The 15,178-nt window shown below is 72.7% G+C and carries 12 protein-coding genes; 4 read left to right on the top strand and 8 right to left on the bottom strand.

Annotated features, from left to right (window positions below):
* Positions 1-45: 45 nt before the first annotated feature.
* The 3 genes from SAVERM_RS24360 to SAVERM_RS24350 form a co-directional block, all read right to left on the bottom strand.
* Positions 46-678, bottom strand: coding sequence for a class I SAM-dependent methyltransferase (locus SAVERM_RS24360; RefSeq protein ID WP_010986144.1), 633 nt, complete (start codon positions 676-678; stop codon positions 46-48).
* 141 nt (positions 679-819) lie between these two features.
* Complete coding sequence (locus SAVERM_RS24355) at positions 820-1,404, bottom strand: hypothetical protein (RefSeq protein ID WP_010986143.1); 585 nt, start codon at positions 1,402-1,404, stop codon at positions 820-822.
* Positions 1,405-1,474: 70 nt separating this feature from the next.
* Positions 1,475-1,792: an SH3 domain-containing protein gene (locus SAVERM_RS24350; RefSeq protein WP_037652364.1), complete on the bottom strand. Its 318-nt coding sequence runs from the start codon at positions 1,790-1,792 to the stop codon at positions 1,475-1,477.
* Positions 1,793-1,924: 132 nt separating this feature from the next.
* Here SAVERM_RS24350 and SAVERM_RS24345 point away from each other — a divergent pair, with 132 nt between their 5' ends.
* The gene (locus SAVERM_RS24345; RefSeq protein ID WP_037652363.1) at positions 1,925-4,120 is read left to right on the top strand and encodes a serine/threonine-protein kinase; all 2,196 of its coding nucleotides are present in this window, start codon (positions 1,925-1,927) and stop codon (positions 4,118-4,120) included.
* Positions 4,121-4,246: 126 nt separating this feature from the next.
* On the opposite strand, the gene ilvD is transcribed toward SAVERM_RS24345, so the two are convergent.
* The 4 genes from ilvD to SAVERM_RS24325 form a co-directional block, all read right to left on the bottom strand.
* Positions 4,247-6,100, bottom strand: a complete 1,854-nt coding sequence (gene ilvD / locus SAVERM_RS24340; RefSeq protein ID WP_010986140.1) for a dihydroxy-acid dehydratase — start codon at positions 6,098-6,100, stop codon at positions 4,247-4,249.
* Positions 6,101-6,397: 297 nt separating this feature from the next.
* The gene (locus tag SAVERM_RS24335; RefSeq protein WP_010986139.1) at positions 6,398-7,015 is read right to left on the bottom strand and encodes a TetR/AcrR family transcriptional regulator; all 618 of its coding nucleotides are present in this window, start codon (positions 7,013-7,015) and stop codon (positions 6,398-6,400) included.
* Positions 7,012-7,836 (bottom strand): sugar phosphate isomerase/epimerase family protein, encoded by an 825-nt coding sequence (locus tag SAVERM_RS24330; protein WP_078234465.1) that lies wholly within the window; start codon positions 7,834-7,836, stop codon positions 7,012-7,014. The genes SAVERM_RS24335 and SAVERM_RS24330 overlap by 4 nt, the downstream gene beginning before the upstream one ends.
* A 477-nt stretch (positions 7,837-8,313) precedes the next feature.
* Entirely contained in the window at positions 8,314-9,246 is a 933-nt protein-coding gene (locus SAVERM_RS24325; RefSeq protein ID WP_010986137.1) for a Ppx/GppA family phosphatase, read from the bottom strand.
* A 71-nt stretch (positions 9,247-9,317) separates the two neighbouring features.
* Between SAVERM_RS24325 and SAVERM_RS24320 the strand changes: the two genes are divergently transcribed.
* Complete coding sequence (locus SAVERM_RS24320) at positions 9,318-10,187, top strand: DUF3109 family protein (RefSeq protein ID WP_010986136.1); 870 nt, start codon at positions 9,318-9,320, stop codon at positions 10,185-10,187.
* A gap of 26 nt (positions 10,188-10,213) precedes the next feature.
* Here SAVERM_RS24320 and SAVERM_RS24315 read toward each other — a convergent pair whose 3' ends face one another.
* The gene (locus SAVERM_RS24315) at positions 10,214-11,962 is read right to left on the bottom strand and encodes a BACON domain-containing protein (RefSeq protein ID WP_010986135.1); all 1,749 of its coding nucleotides are present in this window, start codon (positions 11,960-11,962) and stop codon (positions 10,214-10,216) included.
* A gap of 341 nt (positions 11,963-12,303) precedes the next feature.
* Here SAVERM_RS24315 and radA point away from each other — a divergent pair, with 341 nt between their 5' ends.
* Positions 12,304-13,713, top strand: a complete 1,410-nt coding sequence (radA, locus tag SAVERM_RS24310) for a DNA repair protein RadA (protein ID WP_010986134.1) — start codon at positions 12,304-12,306, stop codon at positions 13,711-13,713.
* A gap of 81 nt (positions 13,714-13,794) precedes the next feature.
* Positions 13,795-14,919 (top strand): DNA integrity scanning diadenylate cyclase DisA, encoded by a 1,125-nt coding sequence (disA, locus tag SAVERM_RS24305; protein WP_010986133.1) that lies wholly within the window; start codon positions 13,795-13,797, stop codon positions 14,917-14,919.
* The last annotated feature ends 259 nt before the right edge of the window (positions 14,920-15,178 follow it).

Genomic DNA, 15,178 nt, shown 5'->3' with positions numbered 1-15,178 from the left:
GCGGGTCGTGACGAGCAGTACGTCACCGATCAGTACGTCACGAGGTCACGGGCGCGTCGCCACGATGAGTACGACGTCGTAGACCTCCTCGACGAGGCCGTCCGGGAAGGTCGCGAGGAGGTGTCCGCGCTCCTCGGTGAGGAAGGTGTTCGTGCTCTCCTCGCCGAGGAGCAGGAAGATCGAGTGGCTGCCGATGTTGGCGAGATGGGTGTCGACGGGGACCGTGCGGCTCCAGCGGACGACCCGGTGGGTGTGGTCGGGGCGCAGGACCGCGCCCCCGAACGCGGCGTCGCCACGGGTGCCGCCCCCGCCCTGCTTGCTGCCGTGTTCGCCGCCGAAGTACCGCCTGACGCGCTCCGACTGCTCCGCGATCCACGGGACGTCGGCGGCGTCCGTGTTCCACCACAGGGCGAGCGCGCCGCCGGGGCGCAGGACGCGCATCGCCTCCGGGACCGACCGGGCCGGGTCGGTCCAGTGCCAGGCCTGCGCGTAGGTGAGGAAGTCGGCGGAGGCGTCGGCGAGGGGGAGGGCATTGCCGTCGCCGCGCAGGAGGGGGACGCCGGGGAGGGTGCGGCGGAACTGGGCGGCCATGCCGTCGCCGGGCTCCACCGCGATCACGTCGGCGCCGCGCGCGGTGAGGAGTGCGGTCGCGATGCCCGTGCCCGCGCCTACGTCCACGGTCCGCGAGCCGGCGAGGGGGCGCCCGGCGAGTTCCTCGATCGCGTCGAAGAGGGCGGGTGGGTAGGAAGGACGGTTCGCCGCGTACTGGGCGGCCGCGGCGTTGAAGGAGCGGGCCCGGGGCGGTGTGCGCGGAGGTGGTCATACCTCCATGGTGGCGGGGGTGGGGGATGCGGGCCAGTGGTTTCGGTGCGGTGGTGGGGCGGCCCCGCACGCCGGGCCCCGGGCTATGAGCTGCGCTGCATGCGGGACGGATTGCGGGGTGCGGCGGGCGGTGCGCTTCGCGTACTGCTCGCGGGCCGTCTCGTACTCCTCGCGGTGGAGTTTCTCGCCGGGGGCCTCCGTGAGGGACCGGAAGAAGTACGCGAGGAGGGAGCCGATGAAGCCGATGGCCAGGAGTCCGCGCAGGGAGGCCTGGCGGTCGGGGTCGGGGCGCTTGCCGAACGAGCCCCAGGTGTGACCGAACGCGAGCGCACTGCACACCGCGAACATGCCCACGACCATCAGCGTCACGAATCTGCCGACGGCCGCGATCTCCAGGCCCTGGTAGGCGAACCGCAGGACGAGGCAGCCGACGACCGCCGCCGCGAGCGAGCCGACGGCCACGCCGGCGCGGCGGGCCGCGTAGCCGCCCTCGTGGTCCACCCAGGTCGTGCCGAAGAAGCGGAGGGGTTCGGGGTGGGGGCCCGCGGGGGTGGCCGGGGTGCCGTTCTCGTCGTCGCTCACGCGTCGATTATCGCTCCGGGCCGCGACGGGCCCCCGGCCGGGCGCGTGGTCCGGCCGGGGCACCTCGGGGTCAGGAGCAGCGCGGAGCGACGTACCCGTCGCTGCCCGTCTTCACATACGCGTCCGAGACGTACTGCGCGTTGGCGATGCAGTCCCAGAGGCTCGTCGTGCCGTACGGTCCGCTGACCGAGTCCCCCGAGCGCTGGCAGTAGATGGGAACGCTCGCGCCCTCGGGCAGGGTGCGGACGATGCTGTAGTGCGTGCCCGGACCGCTGCGGACGTTGACTCTGTGGCCCGGTGCGACCGGGTAGGTGCGGGTGGCCGCCGCGCTCGAGTCGGCTTCGGCCGCCTCTTCCGTACCCGAGATCTGGATGTCTTCCGTGGCCATGTCGGCCTCCCCCGTTGAATAGTTCACGCCAATGCGTGTGGGGCGCCGAGGCTAGCAAGCCGCCGATGATTCGCACGAAGCATCGACTAGGCTCAGCGCGTCGCGCAGCGGACGGACCCACGGGGGTGAGTGATGCCGCCACAGCGCAGCGCCGGTACGGATCCGGAAGCGGAACATCCGCAGTACGCCGGGCAGTACCTGTTGGAGGCGGCACTCGGCTCCGGTGGCATGGGGGTCGTACATCTGGCCAGGTCCGCCTCCGGGTTGCGCCTCGCGGTCAAGGTGGTGCACGCCCAGTACGCCCAGGACCCCGAGTTCAGGGGGCGTTTCCGGCAGGAGGTCGCGGCCGCGCGGCGGGTCAGCGGCGCCTTCACCGCGCCCGTCGTGGACGCGGACCCGGGGGCCGGACGCCCTTGGATGGCGACGCTGTTCATCCCGGGCCCGACCCTCGCCGAACACGTCAAGCGGAACGGCGCCCTGCCTCCTGCCCGGCTGCGGCACCTGATGGCGGGGCTCGCCGAGGCGCTGCGCGACATCCACCGCGCCGGTGTCGTGCACCGCGATCTCAAGCCCAGCAACGTCCTGCTGGCCGAGGACGGCCCCAAAGTCATCGACTTCGGTATTTCCCGGCCGTCCGACAGTGAACTGCGCACCGAGACGGGCAAGTTGATCGGCACGCCGCCGTTCATGGCCCCCGAGCAGTTCCGCAGGCCACGGGAGGTCGGGCCGGCCGCCGACGTCTTCGCGCTCGGGTCCGTGATCGTGCACGCGGCGACCGGCAGCGGGCCCTTCGATTCCGACAGTCCCTATCTGGTGGCGTATCAAGTCGTCCATGACGAGCCGGACTTGACGGGCGTACCGGAGGAGTTGGCCGAACTCGTCGCCGGGTGCCTCGCCAAGGAGCCGGACGACCGGCCCACACCGGACGAGCTGATGACGGCTCTTCGGTCGGTGTCCGCCTCGTACGACACCCAGGCGTTCATCCCCGTGCAGCGGGACGGGAGTTCCGGGTCGGCGTGGCGACCGGGACCGGGACCGGGGACGGGACCAGGGACGGGACCGGGGCCGGGACCGGGGCACGGTGGCGAGCGCGTGGTGACCCATCAGGTGCGGCAGCCCGAGCCGGTCGCCGCACCGGCTGCCAGGAAGCGTCTCGGGCGTCGGCTGTGGATTCCCGCCGTCGCCGTCGCCGTGCTGGCTTGCGTCGCCGGCGCCCTCGTCCTCCTCGGCCCGGGTACCGGGGCCCCGCGCGAACAGGACGCGGCGCCGTCGAAGGCCGCCTTCCAGCCGTGGGACATCGGGCTGAGCGCGGGCGGCTCGAAAGCCACCGGCATGGCGCAGTGCGCGTACGCGCCCCACAGGCTGTACTGCACCCGCCCCGGTGTCCTGGCCGCCGCCGTCGATCCCGCCGACGGGAAGGTCCTGTGGTCACGCGGCGACGCGAAGCGGCACAGCGACGGCACCGTGCGGCCGCCCGTGCTGTCGGGCGGACTGCTGCACGTCGTCAGCGAAGGCGGAAAGCGGCTGGCGGCGCTCGACCCCGCCACCGGCAAGACCCGTTGGAGTCACGATCTCGCGGCCTACGGCGGTCGCTTCGCCCAGGTCGGCGGGGTCGTCCTGCTCACCGGCGCCGACGCGCGGGTGACCGCGCTGGACGCGGCCACGGGTGAGGAGAAGTGGCGCCGCCGGATCCCCGGGCAGCCACAGCCGGCCTTCGTGTCGTACGGGGACGGGCTCGCGTACGCGGTCGCGGCGGCCGGGTCCGGGACGAAGGTGGCCGCGGTGGACCCGGAGAGCGGCGCCACGCGCTGGCAGCGGCGGTTCGACGGTGTGCTGAGCCTGGTGGGTGCCCATGACGGGGCGGTCTGGTTCGCCTCGACCACCGCCGACTCGGACACGGACGCGGTGGTGCGCTACGACGTCACCCGCCGTACGGTCCGCCGCGTCGGCCTGCGTTTCCCGCTCCAGGGAGCCCAGGCCGTGGTGCGGAAGGACACGGTCTACGTCCTCGCGAACGGCGGTGCGCTGGTCGCCGTCGACACCCGGACGTCCAAGGAGCTCTGGCGGCTGGAGACCTCCGTCAGTTTCGCCTCGGCGCCCGTCGCCGCCGGGGACCGCGTCTACTTCGCGGGCGCGGACGGACGGCTCCTTGCCGTCGACGCCTCGAAGGGTGTGCTGCTCGGGCAGACCAAGGCGCGGCTGGGCGGCGCACACGGCTCACTCGTCTCCGGGCTGCCGTCGCCGGTCGCCGCCGACGGGAAGGTGTACTCCGCGGCTCCCGACGGGTCGTTGTTCGCGGTCGACGCGCGCAGGCCGGGGGGCTGGTGAGCTGGCGGGCTGGCGGGCTGGCGGGCTGGTGAGCCGGCGGGCTGGTGAGCCGGTAGCGGCCCGGGGACGCGGAAGGGGCCGTTCCCGGAGGAACGGCCCCTTTCGGCTGTACGGGTGCAGCGGGGGTCAGCCCAGCTTCGACACGTCCCGGACCGCGCCCTTGTCCGCGCTCGTGGCCATCGCGGCGTACGCGCGCAGGGCCGCGGAGACCTTGCGCTCGCGGTTCACGGGGGCGTAGACGCCGTTCAGGGCCTGGTCGCGGCGGGACAGTTCGGCCTCGTCCACCAGGAGGTCGATCGTGCGGTTCGGGATGTCGATGCGGATGCGGTCGCCGTCCTGGACCAGCGCGATCGTGCCGCCGGACGCCGCCTCGGGGGAGGCGTGGCCGATCGACAGGCCCGAGGTGCCGCCGGAGAAACGGCCGTCCGTGATCAGGGCACAGGTCTTGCCGAGGCCCCGGCCCTTCAGGAACGACGTCGGGTAGAGCATCTCCTGCATGCCGGGGCCGCCCTTGGGGCCCTCGTAGCGGATGACGACCACGTCGCCGTGGGTGATCTCCTTGCGGAGGATCTTGTCGACGGCCTCGTCCTGCGACTCGCAGACGACCGCCGGGCCCTCGAAGGTCCAGATCGACTCGTCGACGCCCGCCGTCTTCACGACGCAGCCGTCGACCGCCAGGTTGCCCTTGAGGACCGCGAGGCCGCCGTCCTTGGAGTACGCGTGTTCGGCGGAGCGGATGCAGCCGCCCTCCGCGTCCTCGTCGAGCGCCTCCCAGCGCTCGGACTGGGAGAAGGCCTCGGAGGAGCGGACGCAGCCGGGGGCCGCGTGCCACAGTTCGATGGCCTCGGGGGACGGGGAACCCGCCCGCACGTCCCACGTCTTCAGCCAGTCGGAGAGGGACGGGCTGTGCACCGAGTGCACGTCCTCGTTCAGCAGGCCGGCCCGGTGCAGCTCGCCCAGCAGGGCCGGGATGCCGCCCGCGCGGTGCACGTCCTCCATGTAGTACGTACGGTCCTTGGCGACGTTCGGGGCGACCTTGGCGAGGCAGGGCACGCGGCGCGAGACCTCGTTGATCTCGTCCAGGCCGAAGGGGACGCCCGCTTCCTGGGCGGCGGCCAGCAGGTGCAGGATCGTGTTGGTGGAGCCGCCCATGGCGATGTCGAGGGCCATGGCGTTCTCGAAGGCGGCGTGCGTGGCGATGTTGCGGGGCAGGACCGACTCGTCGTCCTGCTCGTAGTAACGGCGCGTGATGTCCACGACCGTGCGGGCCGCGTCCTCGTACAGACCCTTGCGGGCCGTGTGCGTGGCGAGGACCGAGCCGTTGCCGGGCAGGCTCAGGCCGATGGCCTCGGTCAGGCAGTTCATCGAGTTGGCGGTGAACATGCCGGAGCAGGAGCCGCAGGTGGGACAGGCGTTCTCCTCGATACGGAGGATGTCCTCGTCCGAGATCTTGTCGTTCACGGCGTCGGAGATCGCGTCGACCAGGTCGAGCGTACGGACCGTGCCGTCGACCAGGGTGGCGCGGCCGGACTCCATGGGGCCGCCGGAGACGAAGACCGTCGGGATGTTCAGGCGCAGAGCGGCCATGAGCATGCCGGGCGTGATCTTGTCGCAGTTCGAGATGCAGATCAGGGCGTCGGCGCAGTGGGCCTCGACCATGTACTCGACCGAGTCCGCGATCAGGTCGCGGGACGGGAGGGAGTACAGCATGCCGCCGTGGCCCATCGCGATGCCGTCGTCGACCGCGATCGTGTTGAACTCGCGCGCGATGCCGCCGGCGGCCGTGATGGCCTCGCTGACGATCCGGCCGACCGGCTGGAGGTGGGTGTGGCCGGGCACGAACTCCGTGAAGGAGTTGGCGACCGCGATGATCGGCTTCCGGCCGATGTCCGCGCCCGGTACACCGGAGGCGCGCATAAGGGCGCGGGCGCCCGCCATGTTGCGACCGTGGGTGACTGTGCGGGACCTCAGCTCGGGCATCGTCGCTCGCTCCTTCGGAGAGTAATGACTGAAGTCGAGCGTACGCCGGTGCCTCGGGGAGGTGGACCGGTGTCCGGAATGTGGGATGCGTGTCTCGGTGTGCGGCCGGTCGGGGGCGGTGCGTACGCCTCGGGGGGGCGGACCGTCGGTGGCGGTGCGCACGCCTCGACGTACGGGCCGTCGGCGGCGGTGCCTACGTCTCGGGTGCGGCCGGTCGGTGGCGGTGCGTACGCGTTGGCGCGCGGCCGTCGGCGGTGGACGTCCTGGGGTCCGGGGGGGCCGGTGGGGGTGGGGGTGTCAGGGGGCTGTCAGGTGCCCCTGGACCACGGGGGCCAGCCTGGCGATGATCTGTTCCGGGTCCGCCGAGGCCAGCGGCTCCACCTTGATCACGTAGCGCAGGATCGCCGTCCCCACCAGCTGGGCCGCCGCCAGCTCCGCACGGAGTTCCGCGTCCGGGAAGTCGAGCTGTCCGGCGATGCGGCGCAGCAGCTGGGCGGCGATGAGGCGGCGGAAGACGGCGGCCGCGGTGTCGTTGTTCACGGCGGAGCGGACGATCGCCAGCAGGGGCGTACGGGTCGCCGGGTTCTCCCAGACACCGAGGATGAAGCGGGTCAGGCGTTCGCCGACGCCGTCGAGGGGGCCGTCCGCCACGGCGTCCGGGGCGTTGAGGGCGGGCGCGAAGGCGACCTCGATGGCCGCCTCGAATACCTGTTCCTTCGTGCCGAAGTAGTGGTGCACGAGCGCGGAGTCCACGCCGGCCGCCTTGGCGATACCGCGGACGGACGTCTTCTCGTAGCCGCGTTCGGAGAACTCCTCGCGGGCCGCCTCCAGGATGCGGTCCCGGGTGGCGGGGGCCGCCTCCGTCTGCGTACGGGAGGGGCGCCCCCGGCGGCGGGGGGCGTCGGCCTCCGTCATCGGCGCGGCACCTTGACCGCGGAGGCGAGGTGGAGGCGGGTGAAGGCCAGGGCCTCCGCGAGGTCGGCCTCGCGCTCCGCGCTGGACATGGCGCGGCGCGTGTTGACCTCGATGACGACGTGGCCGTCGAAGCCGGTGCGGGCGAGACGCTCCAGGAGTTCGGCACAGGGCTGGGTGCCGCGGCCGGGCACGAGGTGCTCGTCCTTGTTGGAGCCGTTGCCGTCGGCGAGGTGGACGTGGCCGAGGCGGTCGCCCATCCGGTCGATCATCTGCGTGGCGTCGGTGCGGGCGGTGGCGGTATGGCTGAGATCGATCGTGAAGTGACGGTAGTCGTCCTTGGTGACGTCCCAGTCGGGGGCGTACGCGAGCATCTCGCGGTCGCGATAGCGCCACGGGTACATGTTTTCGACGGCGAACCGTACGTCCGTCTCGTTGGCCATGCGCCAGATTCCGCTGACGAAGTCGCGGGCGTACTGGCGCTGCCAGCGGAAGGGGGGGTGTACGACGACGGTGGTGGCACCGAGCTTCTCGGCGGCCGCCTTGGCGCGCTGGAGCTTGACCCAGGGGTCGGTGGACCAGACGCGCTGGGTGATCAGCAGGCAGGGGGCGTGGACGGCGAGGATCGGGATCCGGTGGTAGTCGCTGAGGCGGCGGAGGGCCTCGATGTCCTGGCTGACCGGGTCGGTCCACACCATGACCTCTACGCCGTCGTAGCCGAGACGCGCGGCGATCTCGAAGGCCGTCGCCGTCGACTCCGGGTACACGGAGGCCGTGGACAGCGCGACCTTCGCATCCGGGATGCGCACCACTGGTTCTGCCACGAGGGACAGCGTACGGGTTGCCTCCGGCGGTTGGGTGGGGGGTGGTGGGCTTCGGCCAGGGGGGTGGTGGGGACCGGGACTGGGGGGTGTTGGGGGCTGGACTGGGGGGTGTTGGGCTTCTGCCCGGGGGCTGGTGGGCTCCTGCCCGGAGGCTCGTGGGCTCCTGCCCGGAGGCTGCTGGGCTCCTGCCCGGGGGGCGTTGCGGGTTTGCGCGGTGGGTGTGTGCGGGTCGGGTGGGGCTGGGCGCGCAGTTCCCCGCGCCCCTGTCCGGGGTTCAGGTCGACCGGGTGACCAGGTGCCCTGCGCCGGGCCCACGTGGGCAGGCGCCGCCGTGGGTGTCTGCCGGTCGGGTGGGGCTGGGCGCGCAGTTCCCCGCGCCCCTGTCCGGGCGCCTCTGTCCGGGCGCGCCTGTCCGGCCGCGCCCCTGGCCGGCCGCGCCCCTGGCCGGCCGCGCCCCTGGCCCGGGGGGCGGGTGTCCTATACCGGGCCCATGTGGTCCAGGCGTCGTAGGATCACGCCCTCGCGTAGGGCCCAGGGGCAGATTTCCAGGGTTTCCACTGCGAAGAGATCCATCGCTCCCTCGGCGACCAGCGCGCCCGCGAGGAGTTGGCTGGAGCGGCCGTCCGAGACGCCGGGGAGTTCCGCTCGCTCCTCCGCCGTCATCGAGGCGAGGCGCGGGACCCAGCCCTCAAGCGACTCCCTCTTCAGTTCCCGCTGGACGTACAGGCCCTCGGCCGAGCGGGCGGCTCCGGCGAGGCGGGCCAGCTGCTTGAAGGTCTTGGACGTGGCGACGACATGGTCGGGCGCGCCGAAGCGGCTGAACTCCCCGACCGTCCGGGCGATCTGGGCCCGGACATGGCGGCGCAGCGCCCTGACGTCGTCCGGGTCGGCGGGGTCGGTCGGGAGCCAGCCCGCGGTGAGACGGCCCGCGCCCAGTGGCAGCGACACCGCGGCGTCCGGCTCCTCGTCTATGCCGTACGCGATCTCCAGCGAGCCCCCGCCGATGTCCAGGACCAGCAGCTTTCCGGCGGACCAGCCGAACCAGCGGCGGGCCGCCAGGAAGGTCAGGCGGGCCTCCTCCGCGCCGGTCAGGACCTGGAGCTCGACGCCCGTCTCGGCCTTGACGCGGGCCAGTACGTCATCCGCGTTGGTGGCCTCCCGCACGGCGGACGTGGCGAACGGAAGGAGGTCCTCGACACCCTTGTCCTCGGCCGCCTGCAACGCTTCGTGGACGACGCCGATGAGTTTGTCCACGCCTTCGGGGCCGACGGCGCCGCCCTCGTCGAGGAGTTGGGCGAGCCGCAGCTCCGCCTTGTGCGAATGCGCGGGCAGGGGGCGCGCGCCCGGGTGCGCATCCACCACCAGCAGATGCACCGTGTTCGAACCCACGTCGAGGACACCGAGTCTCATGTACGGAACGCTACTGCCCACGGGACGATCGACCGTCCCCGGAGCGGGCTCCGGCGACTTACCCTTGTCTCGTGCCAAAGACGAAAAAGGCGAAGGCCGACAAATCCTCCAGGGCTTCCAAGGGTTCCAAGGGCTCTGCGCAGGCGAAGGCGTCCCCGTCGGCCACGAAGTCGGCGAAGCCCCCGAAGGTGAGCGACGAGAAGGGGCTCGACTTCGCGCGTGCGTGGGTGGAGTTTCCGGATCCCGCCGACGACGAGCAGGTTTTCCGGTGCGATCTGACATGGCTGACCTCGCGCTGGAACTGCATCTTCGGAAGCGGCTGCCAGGGCATCCAGGCGGGCCGCGCGGACGACGGGTGCTGCACGCTGGGGGCGCACTTCTCGGACGAGGACGACGAGAAGCGGGTGGCGGAGCACGTGGCGCGGCTCACGCCGGAGATCTGGCAGAACCATGACGTGGGCCTGCGCACCGGCTGGGTGTCGGAGGACGAGGATGGGGACCGGCAGACGCGGCCGTACCAGGGGTCCTGCATCTTCCAGAACCGGCCCGGGTTCGCGGCCGGTGCGGGGTGCTCGCTGCACATCCTCGCCCTGAAGGAGGGGCGCGAGCCGCTGGAGACCAAGCCCGACGTGTGCTGGCAGCTGCCCGTGCGGCGGACGTACGAGTGGATCGACCGGCCCGACGACACGCGTGTGCTCCAGGTGTCCATCGGTGAGTACGACCGTCGGGGATGGGGCCCGGGTGGCCATGACCTGCACTGGTGGTGCACCTCGGCGACGTCGGCGCACGGCGCGGGCGACCCGGTGTACGTCTCGTACCGGCCGGAGCTGATCGAGCTGATGGGCAAGCCGGGATACGACCGGCTGGTCGAGCTGTGCGAGGAGCGGCTGGCCTCGCAGCTGCCGCTGTTGGCGCCTCATCCGGCCGACCCTGTGAACTGAGAGATCGTGAACTGAGAGATACAGCTCTACGAGGACGGGTCCGGGGCACCGCCGTCGGTGGACGGAGGCGTCGAGCCGGGCGGATCCGAGGGGGTCGGGTCGGTCGGCGTCGGTGTGGGCTCGGCGGTGGGGGGCGGGTCGCTGGGCGTGGGGTCCGGGCTCGTGGCACTCGGGTCGGGGGCGGGCGGCGTCCAGTGGCTGGGGGTCGGACGCGGGGCGGGCGGGCCCGCGGTCCCGTATCCGTCGATCGTGACCACCGCGCCCGCGGGTGCCACCGACACGCTCGCGTGCCAGGGACCCACCGGCTCGCGCAGATGATCGACGTACACCTTGATCGTGAACGATTCGCCGGGTTCGAGGGTTCCTGAGGACCGGCTCAGATAGAGCCAGGGCGCTCCTGAGCGGGCCGACCAGTGGACCGGTGATCTCCCGGACGCCGTCAGGGTGACGAGGGTCGTGTCGCCGTTGTGGCCGGCCGTCACGGAAAGGTGGGCGGCCCTGCCCCCGGTCTTCGCGCTGACGACCTCCACGGAGACGTCGGGCGAGCGGCCGCCCTTGGTGAAGCCGGAGACGGGACGCGCACTCGCGTTGCCCGCGTTCTCGTAGCCGCTCGCCTCCTCGCCGTCGAGGGTGTCGGTGGCGTGGGCCTCGCTCGCGGTGGCGGAGCGGCCGTCCACGCCCTCGCCGGTGAGCGGTGCGCCCCGGTAGGCGGCCCACAGGGCGAGGACGGGGGCGGCGATGACGGTGGCGACGACCGTTGTCGTGACGGCACGCGCGCGGAAGCGGTCCCGACGGGCCGCCCGGTCCTTGGGGTCCATCGGGAATCCCCGCCGGTCGAAGCGGGGGGCGCCACCACGCGCGCGTGGGACGTGCGCCATCGCCAGGTGCAGGGCCGCGCGCGGGGCCTCCAGCACGGGCAGCTCCGCGGGCGTGACGCTGGTGCCGGGCCAGGCGGCGTCCGGGAGCGCGCGTTCCGCGGTGCGGCGGCAGCACGGGCAGTCGTCGACGTGCCGGACGAGCTCGCGGCGCAGGGCGGAGCTGAGGACGAGCTGGTTGTCGCCGGTCAGACGGGCGACGCTCGGGCAGCTGCCGGTCTCGACGACGGCGAGGACCGCGCGGGTGCGTTCGACCTCGCAGGCCGCGGCGGCGAGGAGTTCGCGCGCCGCGGTGAGATTCATGCCGAGGACGGCGGCGACCTCGGGGGCGCCGAGCTGGTGGCGTACGGCGAGTTCGAGCGCCTCGCGCTGCTCGGGGGTGGTGCCGGCGGCCTCCGGCCAGGCCAGCAGGGCGAGTTCGCGCTGCCGCCGGGCCCGGTCCTCCTCGGTGGCCGGGACGGAACCGGTCGGCTCGGCCGTGCGCCGGTCGGCGGCAGGCCGCGTCGAGAGGTTCTCGCCGTCCTCGCGGGCCGCGCGCCGGCCGACCGCGTGGGTGGCCTGCCGGTGGCGTCTGGTCTCGGCGAGCTTGCGCAGACAGGCCCAGCGGGCGAGGGCGTACAACCAGGCCCGGCGGTCACCCGCCGCCGGGCCGCGCGGGTGACGGCGCTCGGCGAGCGCGAGGACGTCGCCGAGCGCGGCGGTCGCGGCGTCGTGGTCGCACAGCACCGACAGGCAGTAGGTGAACAGGCCGTCCAGATAGGGCTCGTAGCGCGCGGACGGGCGCTGGGCCGTGGTGCGGGCCGTCGCGCCTCGGGGCGCTGTCACCCGCTTGCGTGCATCTCCGTGCGCCCGGTGTGCGCCGGTTGTGTGCGTGAAGGTTTCCGGACTGCTGCTCATCACTCGTGCGACCGTAGGCGCCGACAGGTGGCCCCTTCTGCCCCCTTGCGCACATTTACTCCGTACGGGTGAAACGATCCCTCATAAGGGGACACGAACCCAGGATTCCGTGGCTCGTTCCTGGTGGACGGTGGCCGAATCGCGGGGTGGCGGCGGGCGCGGCGGGCGCTCCCCGGCGCGATGACGTCGCCCCGCGCCCACCGCCCGCCCCGGGAGAACCGCGACCGGCTTCTTGATGTGCGGGCTGCGCTTCTTGATGTGCGGCCTGCCCGGCCGGGGGCCCCGTACGGCCGTGGTCGCGGTACGCGGACGGCGTTGTCAGTGGGCTCGGTTACGGTTCGTGCATGGCTGCCCGTACGAAGACCGCGAAGGATCGGCCGTCCTACCGCTGCACGGAGTGCGGCTGGCAGACGGCCAAGTGGCTCGGCCGCTGCCCCGAATGCCAGGCCTGGGGGACGGTCGAGGAGTACGGCACGCCCGCGGTGCGGACCACGACGCCCGGCCGGGTCACCACGTCCGCCCTGCCCATCGGCCAGGTCGACGGGCGCCAGGCCACCGCCCGCTCCACCGGCGTACCCGAGCTGGACCGTGTCCTGGGCGGCGGGCTCGTCCCCGGCGCGGTCGTCCTCCTCGCGGGCGAGCCCGGCGTCGGCAAGTCCACGCTCCTGCTCGACGTCGCGGCGAAGGCGGCGAGCGACGAGCACCGCACGCTGTACGTCACGGGCGAGGAGTCGGCGAGCCAGGTGCGCATGCGCGCCGACCGCATCAAGGCCATCGACGACCACCTGTATCTGGCGGCCGAGACCGATCTGGCCGCCGTCCTCGGCCACTTGGACGCGGTGAAGCCGTCGCTGCTGATCATGGATTCCGTGCAGACGGTGGCGTCGCCCGAGATCGACGGGGCGCCGGGCGGCGTGGCCCAGGTCCGCGAGGTCGCCGGGGCGCTCATCCGCGCCTCCAAGGAGCGCGGGATGTCCACGCTCCTGGTGGGCCATGTCACCAAGGACGGCACGATCGCGGGCCCCCGCCTCCTCGAGCACCTGGTGGACGTCGTCCTGCACTTCGAGGGCGACCGCCACGCACGCCTCCGTCTCGTTCGGGGCGTCAAGAACCGATACGGGGCGACGGACGAGGTCGGCTGCTTCGAGCTGCACGACGAGGGGATCACGGGCCTGGCCGACCCCAGCGGCCTGTTCCTCACCCGGCGTGCCGAGCCCGTTCCGGGCACCTGCCTGACCGTGACCCTGGAGGGCCGCCGCCCCCTGGTGGCCGAGGTGCAGGCCCTCACGGTCGACACCCAGATCCCGACCCCGCGCCGCACGACGTCCGGCCTGGAGACCTCCCGCGTCTCGATGATGCTGGCCGTCCTGGAGCAGCGCGGCCGGATCAGCGCCCTCGGAAAACGGGACATCTACTCGGCGACGGTCGGCGGCGTACGCCTCTCGGAGCCGGCCGCGGACCTGGCGATCGCCCTCGCGCTGGCCTCCGCGGCGAGCGACGCCCCGCTGCCGAAAAACCTGGTCGCGATCGGCGAGGTGGGCCTCGCGGGCGAGGTCAGACGGGTCACGGGCGTCCAGCGCCGGCTTGCCGAGGCACACCGCCTGGGCTTCACTCACGCCCTGGTCCCGACCGACCCCGGCAAGATCCCTTCGGGTATGAAGGTCCTGGAAGTGGCGGACATCGGGGACGCCCTGCGAGTCCTTCCGCGCTCCCGTCGGCGAGAGGCCCCACGGGACGAGGAGGACCGCCGGTAGACTTTGCCCTGGTCTCGCCCGTCCGTACGAACCAAGTGTGCGAAACGGGAGCGCCTCAGAACCTGCGACCGGAGGAGTGCAGTGGCAGCCAACGACCGGGCAGCAGCTCCCGGAAAATCCGGCGGGAGCTCCGGTGCCGATGGCCTGATGCGCGCCTCACTGAGCGCCGTGGCGCCCGGCACGGCGCTGCGCGACGGGCTTGAACGGATTCTCCGGGGCAACACCGGCGGACTCATCGTGCTCGGGTCCGACAAGACCGTCGAAGCCATGTGTACCGGCGGCTTCGTGCTGGACGTCGAGTTCACCGCCACGCGCCTGCGTGAGCTGTGCAAGCTCGACGGCGGCATCGTGCTCTCCTCGGATCTCTCCAAGATCCTCCGGGCGGGCGTGCAGCTGGTCCCCGACCCCATGATCCCCACCGAGGAGACAGGCACGCGCCACCGCACCGCGGACCGGGTGAGCAAGCAGGTCGGCTTCCCCGTGGTCTCCGTCTCCCAGTCCATGCGGCTCGTCGCGCTGTACGTGGACGGAATGCGCCGCGTCCTGGAGGACTCGGCGGCGATCCTGTCCCGGGCCAACCAGGCCCTGGCGACCCTGGAGCGCTACAAGCTCCGTCTGGACGAGGTGGCGGGCACCCTCTCCGCGCTGGAGATCGAGGATCTGGTCACGGTCCGGGATGTGTCGGCGGTGGCCCAGCGTCTGGAGATGGTGCGCCGCATCGCCACCGAAATCGCCGAATACGTGGTCGAACTGGGCACGGACGGACGTCTTCTGGCCCTCCAGCTGGACGAGCTGATCGCCGGCGTGGAGCCCGAGCGCGAGCTGGTGGTCCGCGACTACGTGCCCGAGCCGACGGCCAAGCGCTCCCGCACGGTCGACCAGGCGCTGTACGAGCTGGACGCGCTCACTCACGCGGAGCTGCTCGAGCTCGCCACCGTGGCCAAGGCACTGGGGTACACGGGTTCCCCCGAGGCACTGGACTCGGCGGTCTCCCCGCGCGGGTTCCGTCTGCTCGCGAAGGTGCCGCGCCTGCCGGGTGCGATCATCGACCGCCTCGTGGAGCACTTCGGCGGCCTGCAGAAGCTGCTCGCCGCGAGCGTCGACGACCTGCAGACGGTCGACGGCGTGGGCGAGGCGCGGGCGCGCAGCGTCCGGGAAGGGCTGTCGCGGCTGGCGGAGTCTTCGATTCTGGAGCGGTACGTCTAGCCTGCCGGCGGCTTGGCCGGGGGTGGGGTGCGGTGTGTGGGGGCGGCCGCACGGGGGTGGGGTCGCTTACTCGCGTCGGCGGGTTGCCGCCCTCCTGGGGCCGGGCATTTCCGGCCCGCTGCCTTCCTGGGGCCGGGCATTTCCGGCCCGCTGCCCTCCTGGGGCCGGGCATTCCGGTCGCCCCCGTGGGGCCGGGCGGATCCGGCCCGCCCTCCTGAGGCCGTGCATTCCGGTCGCCCCCCTGGGGCTGGGCGGATCC

Origin of the sequence: Streptomyces avermitilis MA-4680 = NBRC 14893, assembly GCF_000009765.2 — a bacterium.
GTDB lineage: Bacteria > Actinomycetota > Actinomycetes > Streptomycetales > Streptomycetaceae > Streptomyces > Streptomyces avermitilis.
This window is presented reverse-complemented; position numbering and strand designations above follow the sequence as displayed.